The following is a 14847-nucleotide window of genomic DNA, read 5'->3' as shown; positions in this document are numbered from 1 at the left end:
ACCTACCTCTTCCCGTTGTCGTCGTCGCCGAGGCGGCGGGCGGCCCGGGCGGGCGGCTCGTCCAGCTCCTCGGGCAGTTGATCAGGAGGTTCCTCGGGCAGCGGGGCGGCGGACTCTCCGGGCGCCACCCGGACCCGCGGTTCCGGGGCGAGAGGTTCGGGCTCGGGGACTGGGGCGGGGGCGGGGGCGGGATGGGGCGCCGGAGCGGCGACGGGAGCCGGAGCTGCGGCCCGAGGTGCCCGGCGGGTGGCCTCCACGAGCTCATCGAACTCGTCGTCGGACATGAAGACGAAGTCCTCCCGGTGCCTGACCAGCCAGTCGGTCCAGCTCTCCCGCTTGTCGGCGCCGGACTCGATGTGGAAGAACACACCGTCCTGGAGCTCCGCCTTCATCACTGCCAGTTCCTGGGCAACCGTGCCGTTCTCCCTGCCCTCGAGCAAACGCCTGATCTGCTCCTTGAGGTAGCCCTTGGTGTGCAGGGTCTGGTGCCGGGTCAGCGCCCGCGGCGCCGTACGCCCGTCCATCGAGGTACGCGGCAGGAAGATGCCGCTCTGCTCGGCCGTCAGCACGTCGATCCCCGCCTCGTCCAGGATGTACCTGAGCACCTCGGCCCGCGGATCACCGTGCTCGATGATGTGGTGCAGGTCCTCACCCCGCGCGCGAGCCTCCGTCATCCCTGGTTCCAGCAGCTCGCCCCGCCTGGTCTTGCGGGTTCGGGGGTGCCGGGTCCGGGAGACCTCGGGGGTCTGCGCTGGCGGTATCTCCCCGGGCGTACGGGCCAGCAGCTTCTCCTCCTCGCTCGCCCACTTCGCGACTTCGTCGAAGATCCGTGCGAGTTCCTCCTGGTCGACGAAGGACTTCTCTCCGGTGGCGGCGAGCCTGCGCTCGATCTCTTCGATCGCATCCGCCGCCCGCTGCCGGTCCTTATTCGAAACCCGTCGGAGCCCATCCAGCCGCTTCCCCATCTCCTCCTCCAGCGGTGTCCCGCGGTAGAGGCTCCGGGTCCGCTCGATCCAGGCCAGTACGTCCGCGTGCTCCATCTGGCCGGCCCTGGCCATCCCGGTGACCAGCTGCCAGGCCTCGGTGTCGCCGTGGCCGAGCTGCTCCAGCATGGAGGCGAAGGCGGCCGCCCTGTCCTTCCGCCGGGCCTGCTCCTGCGCCCGGGCGACCTCCAGCAGCACGGCCTCGAACCGCTCCGCCTCGCCGCCCGCGTGCTCGAACGCCGCCTTGGTGACCTTCCAGCCGACCGCCCGTACCGCGTTCATCCCCCGGGGGCTTCCCGCCAGGGCGGTCAGGAACCCGGCCCCCACCTCGCCGCCCGCGCCGATCCGCCGGAACCCGATCCGTTCCAGCGCCGCCAGGAACGTGCCGCCCTCGCCGGGCTTGAGCGCCTGCGCCATCGCCGCCAGCTCGCGTTCCTCGAAGCCGCCGGGCCCGGCCAGGTGGCGGAACCACGCACCGAGCTCGTCGGTCAGACCACCGGACCTGCCGGCGAAGGTCTGCAGGATCTCCGCCTTGCGCACCGACCGCTGGACCGCCTCGCCCAGCTGCGGGTGCGCCGACAGCTGCGCCAGGGTGGCACCCTCGGCGATCTCGTGACGTTCCAGCAGCCGGGCCAGCCGGGCCTGCTCCTCCGCCGGGAGATGGGAGAGCAGCCGGATGACCTCCGCCTCCCCCTCGGCCTCGCGCAGCACCGTGCTGCCGGCCCGCATCGCGCGGGCCAACCGGGTCAGCCGGAGCACCGCGCGCTGCCCTTCGGCGGTCTCCGCCGCCTTGCCGATCAGGCCGAGGAACCGCGCCAGCACCGCCAGCTTCTCGGTCAGCCCTACGGCCTCGGCGGCCGCCTTGATCTCACCGATGCCAATGAACCAGGACGCCACCTCGACGGCCACCGCCCACCTGATCTTGCTCAGGACGTTCGGGCCGACGTGCAGCACCGCCGCGCCCCGCAGCCCGGCCGCCAGCTTCGGGCCGATCTGCTGCACCAGCAGGCGTATCTCGGCCTGCGCGGGCGCGTAGCCGTAGCCGGAGAGCTCGCACACCACCAGCAGCCGGGCCAGCTGACCGATGCCGATGATCACCTGATCGGGCCGGGTGACCATCAGCTCCAGCCCCTCGATCATCCCGCGCAGCATGCTCACGACCGCACCGGCCGCCGACATGACCTGCAACCGCAGTACGTCGGTCAGTTCCTCGCCCGCGCCCGTCAGCGCGTTCTCGCGGATCGCCTGCCTGGTCCCCGGCGGCAGCGCGAACGACTCGACGACCAGGGCGGTGAAGGCCTGGTCGGTCAGCTTCTCCCGGCCGCCGAACCTGATGCCGACGGTGACCAGCAGGTCCCACAGGTCGTCCCCGAGGTCCTCGAACAGCTGGGTGGCGACCTTGGCCTCGGCCAACCGCTGCCGCACCGCGTCCAGCTCGGCGACGCTCTGCAGCGAGCGCATGAGCTCGACGATCGCCCGCTGCTGTGCCTTCCACGTCCACGCCTTGATGAGGACGGTGAGATACCGGGACTTGGTGATCCAGTCGACGAGGGCGAACGCCTCCCCGTCCAGCTCGGCCAGCCGGTCGGCGGCCTCCCGGAGCCGCTCGGCGTCGCCTGCGAGCGCCTGGTCGACGAGCGGGTCCAGGACGGTGAAGACCAGCGCCCGGACCTTCTCCTCGGCCAGCTCCGCTCCGCCAGCCGCCAGCCGCTGGTGCAGTCGGAGACCCGACTGCAGGTCCGTGCTCACGGTGTTGCGTTCCTTGGTGATCACGGTGACGATCTCGTAGCGGTGACCGTCCCGGTCCGTCAGCACCCGCTCCACGGTGGCCTTGACCGCCTTCAGCTCCGAGCCGGTGGCGGCCTGTCCCCCGGAGACCTCCAGGGCCTCGTTGCCGACGGTGATGTCGGTGGCGACCGCCCAGATCCTGCTGTCCGGCGCACCCAGCGGGCCTTCCAGCACCGCGAACGAGGTGGCGCCGAAGACGGCCCGGCCCAGCTGGATCGCCCGGGAGAGGTTGGTCGCCCGGACGAACCGCGAGGCGCGTCCCACCAGCACCATCGTCCGGCCCTCCAGGAGAGTCATCACCCCCCGGTCCTCAAGCCCGCTGGGGCCTTCGACCACCTCGTCGGCCCGGTCCGGTCCGGCGGTCGGTGCGGCAGCGGGTCCAGCGGCAGGCCCGGGGGGCGCAGCGGACGACCCGACAGACGAAGCAGCAGCGGGCGCAGCGGACGGCCCGACGGACGGAGGAGCCGCGGCGGGCACAGTGGACGGCCCGACAGACGAAGCAGCGGCAGGCACAGCGGCCGGCCCGGCGGCGGGTGTCCCCGGCTCCGGCGGGTCGTCCACCAGGTCCGCGGGCAGCGACATCGCAAACCGCAGCCGGGCCCCGCTGCTCGGCACGGCCTCGGTGGGCTCCGCCTCCGAGGATTCGGACTCCTCCACCGTCAGCGCCGGCACGGCCGGTCCGGGAGGTGTCTCGACAGCGGACGGCAACGCGGGCGCTGGCGGCGCGGACGGCGCACCCTGCGGTTCGGCGAACGCCGGGCCCGGGCCCGCAGCGGCGAAGGGCGCCGGTTCGATCCGCAGGTCCGCCGGCTCCAACCGGTCGAGCACGGTGGCAACCGCCCGCAGCAACACCTGCTCCAGCGCCCGGCGCAGCTCCGGAGCGGGGCCGACGCCGTCGACGCCCTCGAATTCCACCTGGTCCGGCCGGTGCGGCCGGATCCACACGGTGCCGCCGCCGGTGCTCACGGCCCGCCCAATTCGGTGAGCCGACGCAACAGTTCGTCGCGCCGGCGCTGCGAGGCCAGCCGCTCGCGCGGGGTCGCGGAGGACGAGCCGGCCTCGAACTCCTCGGCGGCGATCCGCCGCAGCAGGTGGTCGCGCAGCTCCGGACCGGTCAGCGGGTCGAGTTCGATCGAGATGGTCCACCGGGTGAGGTCCTCCGGTGCCCGAGCGGTCAGCCAGCTGCCCACCCAGACCCGTGAGTGCTCGGTGCGTTCGACCTTCTCCGTGCCCACCGACACCGAGGTGAGCTCGATCGAGAGACCGATCAGCGCCTCGTCCTCGCCCGGGGCCCGGTGGAGGGTGGTCAGCAACCCGACCACGCCGTACAGCGGTGCGCCGAGGTGGCCGAGCTGGATCTCCGCCAGGTCGTCGGCGAGCGCGTCGAGGCGGGCGGTGACGACCGGTTCGAGTTCCCGCATCCGGTGCTCCGCCCGGGGCCGGAGCCAGGCTCCCTCGATGGCCCGCTCCAGCCTGGTCATCAGCATCTCCCAGGCGAACAGGCCGGCCAGGACGAGCACCTCCCCGCCGAGCACCCGCAGGTGGCTGCCGAGTCGGGAGCCGGAGGGCAGCGGCGGGGTGTCCGGTGCCGCCCGCCCGCCGGGGACCGGCTCCCGCGAGAGGACGCCGCCGACCCGTTCGCGCGTGGCCTGCGTCTCGTCATGGCTGCGCGGCCGTCCGGTCGGCACCGCCTCGTTCCGCCGTCTGCCTTCCTTCCGTGCCTCCGCCTCGTCCCGCTTCCGCTGGGCCCGGACCTCCGGCCCGACCACGTCCTCGGGCTCCACCTGGGGCGGGAGGTTTCTCGCGCGGTGGCCGTAGCCGCCCGCGTTGGTGAGTTTGAGCCTGACGTTGAGGCCCTCGGGAATCGGCTTCCCGGCCTTCACGGCCTCCGACGCGCTTGCCAGCCGCCGGAGAATCCCGGCCCGCTCGGGGAAGTCCGGCATGCCGCGGACCGCGATGACGATCTCCTCCAGGCTGGTCCCGAGGTTCCTGCCGAGGGCGGTGGCGTCCTCACCCGGAAGCTTCTTCCGGGCGCCGGTGGCCTTGTTGTCGATCACCCAGAGCTCGCCGTTCGAGGGGTTGTAGGCCACCGCGTCGGCCCCGTGCCCGGTGAGCTTGTGCCCGCCCGGCCCGGAGGACGTGATCAGCAGCCGCATTCCGCGCCGGCCGAGCTCGAAGGGCAGGTCGTGCTCTCCGTAGGCACCCCCGGCGTGCGAGGCGGTGATGTCGAACGGCTGGTCCGCGGGCGGCTGCCCCCCGGACGGGCCCGACGGCGGGGCGGCGTGCAGCCGGACCGGCCTCAGCGCGCCGCCGGCGTCGTAGGAGGGCACCTGGTAGACCGTGCCGGCCTCGCCGATCCGGTCGGGGTCGGCGTCCTCCTCGGCTCGGCGGCCCGCCGGGCCGGCCGGTTGCCACGGCCCGGCGAACCGCAGCTCCAGCTGCCGTCGTGCCTCGGCCAGCCGTTCGGTGAGCTGCTCCACGACGGCCTGTTCCAGCCGTTCCAGGTCCTCGGCCGTCGGGTCGGGGCCCAGCGACACCGTGATCGGGAAGTGGCAGATGGTCCGTGGCATGCCCGCTCCTCGGTTCGGACCGGTCGGTCGGTCAGCTCAGTGCCTCGTACAGCGCGGCGCAGACGGTGTCGACGACGTCGTCGCCGGGCGGCGGCTGTTCACCACCGCCGGCCAGCACCACCTTGACGGGGAACCAGTAGTGCACCTCGCCGCCCGCGGCGGCTGCGGCGGCCACCGCGGCCTCGGAGCCGGGCGCCGCGACGATCTTCTCCCCCGCGCTCACCGCCACCAGCCCGCCGCGGGTCACCGGCAGCACGGTCTCGTCCAGGTCCGGTCGCTCCCCGCCAGGTCCCGGCAGCGGTTCCGTCATCACAACCTCCGTGGGTCACAGCTCCTCAGGGCTCCCCGCGCGGCTCAGCTCTCGGAGCTGACCTGCAGGCAGATGCAGTTGAACGTGGTGGTCGGGACACCGTCGATCACGATGGTGTTGGCGACGGACGTGATGTAGCAGTCGTTGAAGGTGATCTTCTTGAACGTCCAGTCCGTCCCCTTCTGCTCCTGCACGCCGATGCTGAAGCTGGTGCGCTCCAGGGCCAGCTTGGTCAGGGTGGCGACCGCCGTGCCGATCGCCTTCACGGCCATGGTGAAGGTGAAGGCCTTCGGCTGGACGACATAGGCCACGTTGTCGGCCTCCAGCGAGTGGACCGGCTGGACCGGGACGTTGAAGGTCGGGTTGAACGAGTCGATGGGTGACACGGCGGCGCCGTCCAGCATCACCGTCAGGCGGGTGTCCCACTTGGTGGCTTCGGGCATGGTCGCCCCTCACTTCCCTGTTGATCTTCCCTGATGGACTTCCCTGGTCGGACCGGCCGTCCTGGTCGTCCCGGCGATCCCGGCGGCCCCGGTCAGGTGAAGACCAGGTCGATCGTCAGCCGGTGGATCGCGCCGGCGTAGACGACGGACACCGTCATGGGGACCGACCGCGTGCTTCGGGCGTCCTTCAGCTTCTGCTCCTCCGCCGGGTTGAGCTGCACCGGGTCCTTGTCGAGGAGGACCAGCAGCGGGATCACGACCGCGAAGTCCTCGATGACCTCCTGCTGCACCAGGGGCGCGAGCACCGACTCGACCAGCGTCACCACGGAGCGCAGCCCTACCCGGGAGACCCTCAGGTTGCCGATCGCCCTGATCAGCTGGGCCTTGATCCGGAAGTTGACGTCGTCGAGGGTGCGGACGACGTCGATGTACTTCTTGCCGCCGCTCTCGTCGGCGGTGTAGCCCTCGCCCAGGTACTGCGCGTGGCCGGGGAGGAGGACGGGGCTGGTGATCCAGTTGATCCGGGCGTCGTCGAGCAGGGTGACGTCGGAGTCGGCGAACGGCCCCGTCATCGCGACGTTGATCGGCTTGAGCAGCAGGGAGATGTGCGGCCGGTACCCGGCTATCACCCCGGCCGTGGCGGCCGCCACGTCGTCCGGCGACCTGTGAGCGACCAGCACCATCCGCTCGTTCTTCACCGGGGCGGCGTTCTGCTCGACCATCTTGTCGACGGGGAGGTCCCTGTCCAGCATGGCGACGCCGATCCGCTCCTTGCCGTCCCCGCCGGCATTCTTCACATGGTCGGCGAGCCGGCCGAGCGTGTCCTTGTTGGCGTCGTTGAGCGGCATGTTGGCCAGCGCCACGATCTGCACGTCCAGCATGCCGACCTCGTCCAACGCGGCGTCCCAGAGCGGGGAGCCGAAGTCCACCTGGACGCCCCAGACCCTGGTGGGCGGCGGCGACTGGCGGAACACCGCACTGATCGCCCGCAGCAGGTCGCTCTCGTGCTCGACCACGGCGCCGGCCTTGTGCTCCCGGTCCAGCGCCCGGTTCAGGGTGAGGGTGCGGTTCCCGCCGGCGTCCTCCGACTTCGTCACGGTACGGACCTCCGTGTCCGCAGCCACGCCGATCCGTACGGCGGCACCGACCGGCAGGTCCACCGGGACGGTGATGGCGGGGGAATCCTTGGCGGCGTCGCCCGACAGCCTGGTCAGCGCGTTGGGGAAGCTCTTCGCCGCCTCCGCCGGCGAGCCGATGTCCTCGGGCTTCGCCGCCGCGGTGCCGAAGCCGCTCCTGCCGATGATGGCGATGTCCCCGAACGCCCGGACGGCGGGCGCGAACAGGTCGCTGCTGGCTTTGACATCGATGTACTTGACCGCCATCGACCGCTCCTTACGTGAGGTCCGACGGTGAAGATGCGTGACGGTCCGTCACCAGGCCGTCCTTCGGAACGGGTGGAACGAGCTCAGCTGGTGTCCACGAACGCGGCCACGGAGCCCTCGGCGGCGAGCAGGCGGGACACCTGCTCGGCCGTCCCGGGCACGGTTGGGGAAGCGAGCGCGGCGGCGGGGAAGACCGCCAGCCACGCACTGGCGGCGAGCAGTTCTCCGCCGTCGTACTCGTCGGGTCGCGGACGCAGGTCGTCCAGCGCCCGCCGGCACCGGGCCAGCCGGCGCAGGGCTGCGCCGAGGTCCAGATCGGGGAAGAACAACACGGACACGCCCAGCCGGTAGATCCGGCCGGGCGCACCCGGGTCGAAGGGGGGCGCCTGCGCGTAGTGCAGGCGGTACAGCCGGGGGAACTGCTCCCGGAGCTCCGCCAGGTCGGCGACCTTGGCGCGGCGCATCAGTTCGGTGAGGTCGAGGAAGGAGAAGCGCCGGGCGAACTCCTCGTCGGTGAGGGAGGCGAGCTCCTCGGAGCGGAGGTCCTCGGAGTCGATCGCGTCCAGCGCGCCCGCGGTCAGCTCGACCCGCGCGGTGACCACGGCCTCCAGCGCCAGATCGATCCACTGCGGCTCAGCGGCGGACGGGAACTCCAGCACGGCGCGCGCCTGGGCGACGTCCGGCAACAGCTTCTCCCAGCTTCCACGGACCGTCACCGGAGCGGCCACGGGCACCTGGAAGCCGGTCACCCGGACGGCGACCTTGTCCACGAACCGCACCTCCAGCAGGCTCGGTTCGTAGACGCCCGCGAGGAGGGCCTGCACCCGGCGCCGGTCGGTGTCGTCCTGCGGGACCAGGAGTAACTCGGCCTGGTCCGGCGCCAGGTACCTGATCATGAGCTGGTCGGCGAACGCGTTCATCTCGCTTCCCGCACACACCACGGACTCCGCGCCGGGCGGCTTGCGCGGGCGCGGGCCCAGACGACACGGACTCCCACGAGGGGCGTAGCGGTTTCGCGGCACACGCCGGCATTGGGTCGGATCGTCGGGTCACCGACGCGTGGCGCTCCGCTGGTTCTCCGTCCGGAGGGCACAGATGGGCGACGCTTCGAACGTGAGATTCACTTCCCCCACACTACGCCGTTCGGGTGCGGAGGTGCACCCCCTCCACCGGATGACGCGACGTCACGGGCCCGACGCAACGATCGGACACACCGAAACGGTGCTGCGCGCCCGGCTCCGGAAACGGCCCGCTCGAACGCCTTCCGATCAGAGTCGCAGTCGTCCACTCATCGCGATCGTCCGCAAATCGGCTGGGTGTCCATGGGTGAGGTGATCGATCCGACCTGCCGGAACGCAAGGTCCGATTGCCGCCAGCAGCCTGCGCTCGGCTCGGAGAGAGTCGGTGACGGCTCGTGCACCGCATGGCGAGTCTCCTCAGCTCATCCCGCGAAAGGTAAACCCATGCACGTGGTCCCCGGGCTCAAGGTGTTGTACTTCGGGACACCGGTGGTGCTGATCAGCTCGCTCAACGGGGACGGCACCGCGAACCTCGCGCCGATGTCCTCCGCCTGGTGGCTGGGCCAGTCCTGCATGCTCGGCCTCGGCAACAGCGGCCAGACGACGGCCAACCTGCTGCGCGAACGCGAGTGCGTGCTCAACCTGCCGTCATCGGCGATGGTCGACGCCGTTGACCGGATCGCCCTCACCACGGGCAAATCGGCCGTGCCGGACCACAAGGCGGCGCAGGGTTACCGATACGAGCCGGACAAGTTCTCGGCCGCGCAACTGACCGAGCAGGCATCGGAGCTGGTCCGCGCACCCCGGGTCGCGGAATGCCCGGTCCAGCTGGAGTGCCGGGTCGTCTCGACGTACCCCTTCGGCAGTCCCGCTCCGTATGCCACCTCCTTCCAGGTCGAGATCCTTCGCGCCCATGTCGAGGAAGACCTGGTCATCCCGGGGACGAACCATGTCGACCCGCTCGGCTGGGACCCTCTCATCATGAAGTTCTGCGAGTTCTTCGGCGGTGGACACAACGTGCATCCGTCGAAGCTCGCCGAGGGCTGGAACATGCCGCATCAGCTCCGGACAGCGGCCCTCTGAGCGGTGGCGCGGCGCACGGGGACGGTCTACTCGACGGCCACAGCCGCGCGACGATCCCCGGCCCCGGCCCTGAGCGCGCGCCGTCGCCCGCCCCGACCCGCCCGCCGAGGAGTACGGGCCGCTCCAGGCTCTGCTCGACGATCCGCCGCCGAACTCGGCCCGCCCGCTCGCCGACGGGCTGCAGAGCCTCGTCGGCCGCGCGGACACCGGACATCGTGGTGTGCGACGTGGTGTGCGGGTGCGACCCCTGCTGATGCAATTATTTCGCGTTAGGATGGGTGCCATGACTCCCCGAGCTGAGGTGCGCCCCGGTGGGCGCAGTGCGCGCGTGCAGCAGTCGGTGTACCGGGCTGTGCAGGAGCTGGAGGCCGAGCGGGGCCGGGCCGCGCTCACCGTGCCGTTGATCGCCGTCCGGGCGGGTGTGACTCCCTCGACGATCTACCGGCGCTGGGGCGACCTGCAGGAGCTGCTGTCCGACGTCGCGGTGGAGCGGCTGCGCCCGGACGCGCCGCCGGCCGATCACGGCAGCCTGCGGGACGATCTGGAGGCGTGGGCCGAGCAGTTCGTCGAGGAGATGGCGGCGCCGGCGGGGCGTACCTACATCCGGGATGCGGTCGCCGGCGACTCGGCCGACAGCGCCGCCCGCTGCTCCGACTACGCCGCCGACCAGTTGAAGACCATCGGTGCCCGCGCGGCCGGGCGTGGCGAGGCGGTGCCCGGTGTGGAGGCGCTGCTGGACGGCGTGGTGGCTCCGATCATGTACCGGATCCTCTTCCGCCCCGACGGCCTGTCGGCGGCCTACGCCCGCAGGCTGGTCGGGGCCGTACTCGAAGGGGCCTGACGCGGCTCGCGGATGCGGGCGGCGTTCCGAGGCACGCCCCGACCCCCACTAAAAGCGAATCATTTGCGTTAGTGGTCTTCCTCGTGGGAGCATAGCTAAAGCTAAGAATTCTCCTTAAGCGCCCCGGAAGAAGCCATGCCCAGTGTCATAGCCCCGCCGCCCCCGACACGCCATCGCCCCACGCTCCACCGTCGGCACGCCTTAACCCTGCACGCGTCGATCCTGCTCGGCCTGCTGGCCGCCTCCAGTGCACCGACCCCGCTGTACGCCCTCTACCAGGCCCAGTGGCACTTCTCCGCCCTGACGATCACCGTCGTCTTCAGTGCCTACGCCCTCGCCCTGCTGGTGGCGCTGCTGGTGGCCGGGGCTCTCTCGGACCACCTGGGCCGGCGCCCGGTGGTCGCGGGGGCACTGCTGGCCGAGGCCGCCGCGATGGCCGCCTTCGCCGTCGCCCCGGGCGTGACCTGGCTGATCGCCGCCCGCATCCTCCAGGGCCTGGCGACCGGCGTCGCCACGGGCGCCGCCGGGGCCGCGCTGCTGGACTTCGACGACCCCGACCGTCCCGGACGGGCCGCGCTGGCCAACAGCCTCACCCCGGTGGCCGGCATGGCGGCCGGTGTCCTGGCCTCCATCGCCCTGGTGCAGTACGCCCCCGCGCCCACCCGCACCGTCTACCTGCTGCTGATGGTGCTCTTCACCGCGCAGGCCGCCGCCCTCGCCCTCACCGCCGAGACCGCCCAGCGGCGTCAGGGCGTCTGGCGTTCGCTGCTGCCCGGCATCTCCGTCGCCCCGGCCGGCCGCCCGGTGCTGCTGATGATCGCGCCCAGTGTCATCGCCGCCTGGGCCCTCGGCGGCTTCTACTCCTCACTCGGCCCCTCCCTCGCCCACCTGATCGCGCCGCACGCCCCGCAGGCCACCGGCGGCCTGGTCTTCTTCGCCCTGACCGCCGGCGCCACCCTGGCCGTCGGCGCCGTACGGCGGCGACAGGCCCTGACGGTGAGCACCGCGGGCACCGCGGCCCTGCTGCCCGGCGCCCTGCTGACCCTGGGCGGCCTGCACCTGCACAGCCTGCCCGTACTGTTCACCGGCACCGTACTGGCCGGCGCCGGCTTCGGCGCGGTGAACCAGGGCGCACTGCGCCTGCTGCTCCCCGCGGCCGCCCCCGCAGAGCGGGCCGGCACCCTCGCCGCCTACTACTGCGTCAGCTACCTGGCCATGAGCGGCCCGGCGATCATGGCCGGAGCACTGACCAACCGCTACGGCCTCGGCACCGCCGTGTCCCTGTACGCCGCCGCCATCGTGCTGCTGCTCCTGCCGGCCCTGGCCTCACTGGCCCTGAGCAACCGGCGGGCCGGCGCCCACCAGGCCGGCGCCCACTGACCCGCTCCAGCCGACCCGCTCCACCACCCCCGCTCCTGCCGCCCGGCAGCGGACGGGACACCCGCCCGGCACCCACGCAACAGACCGAGAGGACCCATCATGACCCCCACCACCGCGCAACCGGAGACCACCGCCGCCGCCCCCACCGGCTGGGACCTCGGAGACGTCGTCATCCACCGCATCGACGAGATCGCCCTCCCCCCGCAGACCGGCCCCTGGCTGCTCCCGGGGGTCACCCGGGAGGTCATCGACGAGGCCCCCTGGCTGCGCCCGGACTTCGCCGACGCCGACACGCCCCACCTGGCCAGCCACACCTTCGCCGTCGAGATCGGCGCTCTGCGCATCCTGGTCGACACCGGCATCGGCAACGCCAAGACCCGGGCCAACCCGGCCTGGAACGACCTGCACACCGACTACCTCCAGCGCCTCGCCGCTGCCGGATTCCCGCCCGAGTCAGTGGACCTGGTGATCAACACCCACCTGCACACCGACCACGTCGGCTGGAACACCCGTCTCAGCTACGGCCGTTGGGAACCGACGTTCCCGCGCGCCCGCTACCTGACCAGCCGGACCGAATGGGACTACTGGGCCGCCGCCGACATGGACGACAGCCGCCGTCAGATGTTCCGCGACTCCGTCCACCCCGTCCGCGACAGCGGCCGGTTCGACCTCGCCGACGTCCCCGAACACGGGCACGAGGTGGCGGACGGCGTACGGCTGATCCCCGCCCCCGGCCACACGCCCGGACAGGTCGCGGTCGAGATCCGCGGTACCGACCGATCAGCCCTGATCACCGGCGACAGCATCCACCACCCCGTCCAGCTGTCCCACCCCCACCTGACCAGCTGCGTCGACATCGACCCCGACCGAGCCATCCGCACCCGCAACCAGCTCCTCGCGGGCCTGGCCGACACCGACGCTCTACTGCTCGGCACCCACTTCCCGCACCCCACCGCAGGCGTGGTGCGCAGCCACCGGGGAAGCTACCGCCTGCTGGCCGAGCCGAACACCCGCACCCGGCCGTGAGGACCGGCCGGCCGAGCCGAACGAGTCGCCACGGCCGATGCCGGCCACACCCCAACCGGTCCAGGAGAGGCAGTGCGTAGCCACACTCGATGTCAGGCAGGCGGGCCCATCGCGGCAAGGTGAGGCCGAAGTGGGAGGTGCCCGGGCAGGGTGGAGCCATAGCGGGTGAGCAGGGTGTACGGGTGGTCGGGACCAAGCACCCGCAGCCGGTCCGCCGGCAGGTCCTCGCAGTCAGCCACTGCGCCGGCCCGGCCCCCCGCCTCCCCCGCAAGTAGAGGATCTGCGTGACCTGGCCGTCGCGGGTCACTCGGCGCGGTGGGGCCGATGGGAGGCGACGCGCAGCGTGGCCCGGGCGGGGAGTTGCTCCCATCCGGGGCTCCGACAGGCGCGGTGCAGGGTGATTTCCAGGGCGTGGACGACGTCGCGGGGGCGGGCGTCCGGATCGAGGGTGACGTCGAGAGTGGCGTGGGGACGATGGGCGTGGGGACGATGGGCGTGGCCGGTCAGGTTCGCTTGTGCCTGGTGGACGCCGGGGAGTCGGGCGGTGTCAGCGGCCAGCGCGTCGTTGAGTGCGGCGTCGTACAGTTCGACGCCGTCGCATGGCGGGTTGCCGACTGGCAGGCGTCGGGGGTGCCGGTGGCGCAGCTGTGCCAGGAGCCACCACAGGGCCAGGGCTGCGAGAATGGTCAGGGCGGCGATGACGGTCGGCCACCACCAGCCCTCGTCTGTCCAGCGGGTGCGGTCCTGGGCCGGCAGGAGGGTATCGTGCGGGCCGGTGAGGGGCCAGTCGGCGGGCGGATCGAGACTCCAGCGCCGGTAGAGGTCCAGACCGGCGGTCAGCACGAGCAGGCCCCCGCCCAGCAGGACCAGCCCGGCGACGGCCAGCAAGGCCCGGTTGAGGACGGAGTGAGAGTTCATCAGGTCGTCTCCTGTTCGGGTGGGCCCGCGGTCCGTGTCGCTGCGGCACCACGGTCACGGCCCGTGCCGGCGGGCTCGGACTGTCAGCCGGGGCACCCGGGCGAGGGCGAGGGCGTGAAGCTGCGCGGTCAGTGCTTCGGTCACCTCGGTGTACACGGTGTCCAGGTCGCGGAAGCCGACCTGCGCACGGGCGCTGATGCGGCGCCGGCGCACCCTGATGTCGGCGTGGGAGACGCCCGGCACGCGCAGGGCGGCGTCGCGCAGCAGTCGTGCGGCGCCATCGCGGTCGAGGGCGGCCTGCGGCGCGTCCGGGTTGTCGGAGGCCGCCATGGGCAGGAGGTGTCGGCGGCCGGGGGTGAGTGCCAGGATGATCAGCCACAGGCCGAGGGCGGCTGCCACTGCCGCGCCGGTGATGACCCAGGGGTCGTTGATCGGCCGGGTGGCGAGTTCGTCGGCGAGGGCTTTACGCCAAGCGGCTGCGGTGTGGCCGGTGCGCACCCGGGCCACGTCGAACAGCAGGAACACGCAGGTCGCCAGGACGACGAGGGCCGCCACCGCGGCGGGAACCCTCCGTTCGGACCACCAGCGCGGGGTTGCACGGCCGTGCCTGGCACGGCCGCGATCGGTGTCGCCCGTGGGCTTGCCGCGCGGTGCGTTGCCGGGCGGGCCACCTGGCGCGGCGGCGGGTTCGGGGTCCGGGTCGGAGACGGCCGGGTGCTGGTGTGTCATGCCGGCTCTCCCTGAGATCTGGTGGTGGTGGGCGGGCGGCTCGTCCCGGCGGTGTTCCGCGGGGACGAGCCCGGTGACGGGAGTGTGTGCTGCGGGTCAGCCGACGCGGCCGTCGCTGCCCTCGGGAAGTAGGCAGCGGATCACGAGGGCGACCTCGGTGACCTCCAGTCCGGTCAGGCGTCCCACGCGCTGGGTCACCTGGCGCTGCAGCTCGCGGGCTGGCTGCGGCGAGATCGATCGGGTAGGGCAGTTCGACGGCCAGCCTGATGCGGGCGGAGCCGCCATGGACGTGCGCCGACGCGTCGGGTCGGCGGTGCGAGCCGCACGGGGGCGTGCGGCTGCGCGAAGAGGGCCTCCCGGCCGGCCCGCGCGGCG

The 14847-nt window shown here is 72.3% G+C and carries 12 protein-coding genes; 4 read left to right on the top strand and 8 right to left on the bottom strand.

Annotation, left to right across the window (positions count from 1 at the left end):
- Positions 1-2 precede the first annotated feature (2 nt).
- The 6 genes from ACIBH3_RS27760 to ACIBH3_RS27735 form a co-directional block, all read right to left on the bottom strand.
- A complete protein-coding gene (locus ACIBH3_RS27760; RefSeq protein WP_396314819.1) occupies positions 3-3068 on the bottom strand; it encodes a hypothetical protein in 3066 nt (1021 codons plus the stop codon).
- A 665-nt stretch (positions 3069-3733) separates the two neighbouring features.
- Positions 3734-5341, bottom strand: a complete 1608-nt coding sequence (locus tag ACIBH3_RS27755) for a hypothetical protein (protein ID WP_396314818.1) — start codon at positions 5339-5341, stop codon at positions 3734-3736.
- Between the two features lie 31 nt (positions 5342-5372).
- A complete protein-coding gene (locus ACIBH3_RS27750; RefSeq protein WP_396314817.1) occupies positions 5373-5651 on the bottom strand; it encodes a hypothetical protein in 279 nt (92 codons plus the stop codon).
- Between the two features lie 44 nt (positions 5652-5695).
- Entirely contained in the window at positions 5696-6094 is a 399-nt protein-coding gene (locus tag ACIBH3_RS27745; protein ID WP_396314816.1) for a hypothetical protein, read from the bottom strand.
- 92 nt (positions 6095-6186) lie between these two features.
- On the bottom strand, positions 6187-7476 hold the full coding sequence (locus tag ACIBH3_RS27740) for a hypothetical protein (RefSeq protein WP_396314815.1): 1290 nt from the start codon (positions 7474-7476) through the stop codon (positions 6187-6189).
- An 83-nt stretch (positions 7477-7559) separates the two neighbouring features.
- Entirely contained in the window at positions 7560-8396 is an 837-nt protein-coding gene (locus ACIBH3_RS27735) for a hypothetical protein (protein ID WP_396314814.1), read from the bottom strand.
- A gap of 543 nt (positions 8397-8939) precedes the next feature.
- Here ACIBH3_RS27735 and ACIBH3_RS27730 point away from each other — a divergent pair.
- The 4 genes from ACIBH3_RS27730 (at position 8940) to ACIBH3_RS27715 (ending at position 12825) form a co-directional block, all read left to right on the top strand.
- Positions 8940-9578 (top strand): flavin reductase family protein, encoded by a 639-nt coding sequence (locus ACIBH3_RS27730; RefSeq protein ID WP_396314813.1) that lies wholly within the window; start codon positions 8940-8942, stop codon positions 9576-9578.
- Positions 9579-9861: 283 nt separating this feature from the next.
- Positions 9862-10419 carry a TetR/AcrR family transcriptional regulator gene (locus ACIBH3_RS27725; protein ID WP_396314812.1) on the top strand — a complete coding sequence of 186 codons (558 nt, stop codon included), beginning with the start codon at positions 9862-9864 and terminating at the stop codon, positions 10417-10419.
- A 135-nt stretch (positions 10420-10554) separates the two neighbouring features.
- Entirely contained in the window at positions 10555-11799 is a 1245-nt protein-coding gene (locus ACIBH3_RS27720) for an MFS transporter (protein WP_396314811.1), read from the top strand.
- Positions 11800-11898: 99 nt separating this feature from the next.
- Complete coding sequence (locus ACIBH3_RS27715; RefSeq protein WP_396314810.1) at positions 11899-12825, top strand: MBL fold metallo-hydrolase; 927 nt, start codon at positions 11899-11901, stop codon at positions 12823-12825.
- A gap of 303 nt (positions 12826-13128) precedes the next feature.
- Here the strand turns inward: ACIBH3_RS27715 and ACIBH3_RS27710 are convergent, their stop codons facing one another.
- Entirely contained in the window at positions 13129-13743 is a 615-nt protein-coding gene (locus ACIBH3_RS27710; RefSeq protein ID WP_396314809.1) for an alkaline shock response membrane anchor protein AmaP, read from the bottom strand.
- A gap of 54 nt (positions 13744-13797) precedes the next feature.
- Positions 13798-14472, bottom strand: a complete 675-nt coding sequence (locus ACIBH3_RS27705; RefSeq protein WP_396314808.1) for a DUF6286 domain-containing protein — start codon at positions 14470-14472, stop codon at positions 13798-13800.
- Positions 14473-14847: the final 375 nt, after the last annotated feature.

Source organism: Kitasatospora sp. NPDC050543, assembly GCF_044457565.1.
Classification (GTDB): Bacteria; Actinomycetota; Actinomycetes; order Streptomycetales; family Streptomycetaceae; genus Kitasatospora.
Note: the sequence above shows the minus strand (reverse complement) of the source record. Positions and strands in the feature narration are given on the sequence as shown.

What these genes read in the sequence shown, in the direction of transcription:
- ACIBH3_RS27760 (WP_396314819.1), bottom strand. Translation starts at nt 3,068, where the DNA reads ATGACTCTCCTGGAGGGCCGGACGATGGTGCTGGTGGGACGCGCCTCG.
- ACIBH3_RS27755 (WP_396314818.1), bottom strand. Translation starts at nt 5,341, where the DNA reads ATGCCACGGACCATCTGCCACTTCCCGATCACGGTGTCGCTGGGCCCC.
- ACIBH3_RS27750 (WP_396314817.1), bottom strand. Translation starts at nt 5,651, where the DNA reads ATGACGGAACCGCTGCCGGGACCTGGCGGGGAGCGACCGGACCTGGAC.
- ACIBH3_RS27745 (WP_396314816.1), bottom strand. Translation starts at nt 6,094, where the DNA reads ATGCCCGAAGCCACCAAGTGGGACACCCGCCTGACGGTGATGCTGGAC.
- ACIBH3_RS27740 (WP_396314815.1), bottom strand. Translation starts at nt 7,476, where the DNA reads ATGGCGGTCAAGTACATCGATGTCAAAGCCAGCAGCGACCTGTTCGCG.
- ACIBH3_RS27735 (WP_396314814.1), bottom strand. Translation starts at nt 8,396, where the DNA reads ATGAACGCGTTCGCCGACCAGCTCATGATCAGGTACCTGGCGCCGGAC.
- ACIBH3_RS27730 (WP_396314813.1), top strand. Translation starts at nt 8,940, where the DNA reads ATGCACGTGGTCCCCGGGCTCAAGGTGTTGTACTTCGGGACACCGGTG.
- ACIBH3_RS27725 (WP_396314812.1), top strand. Translation starts at nt 9,862, where the DNA reads ATGACTCCCCGAGCTGAGGTGCGCCCCGGTGGGCGCAGTGCGCGCGTG.
- ACIBH3_RS27720 (WP_396314811.1), top strand. Translation starts at nt 10,555, where the DNA reads ATGCCCAGTGTCATAGCCCCGCCGCCCCCGACACGCCATCGCCCCACG.
- ACIBH3_RS27715 (WP_396314810.1), top strand. Translation starts at nt 11,899, where the DNA reads ATGACCCCCACCACCGCGCAACCGGAGACCACCGCCGCCGCCCCCACC.
- ACIBH3_RS27710 (WP_396314809.1), bottom strand. Translation starts at nt 13,743, where the DNA reads ATGAACTCTCACTCCGTCCTCAACCGGGCCTTGCTGGCCGTCGCCGGG.
- ACIBH3_RS27705 (WP_396314808.1), bottom strand. Translation starts at nt 14,472, where the DNA reads ATGACACACCAGCACCCGGCCGTCTCCGACCCGGACCCCGAACCCGCC.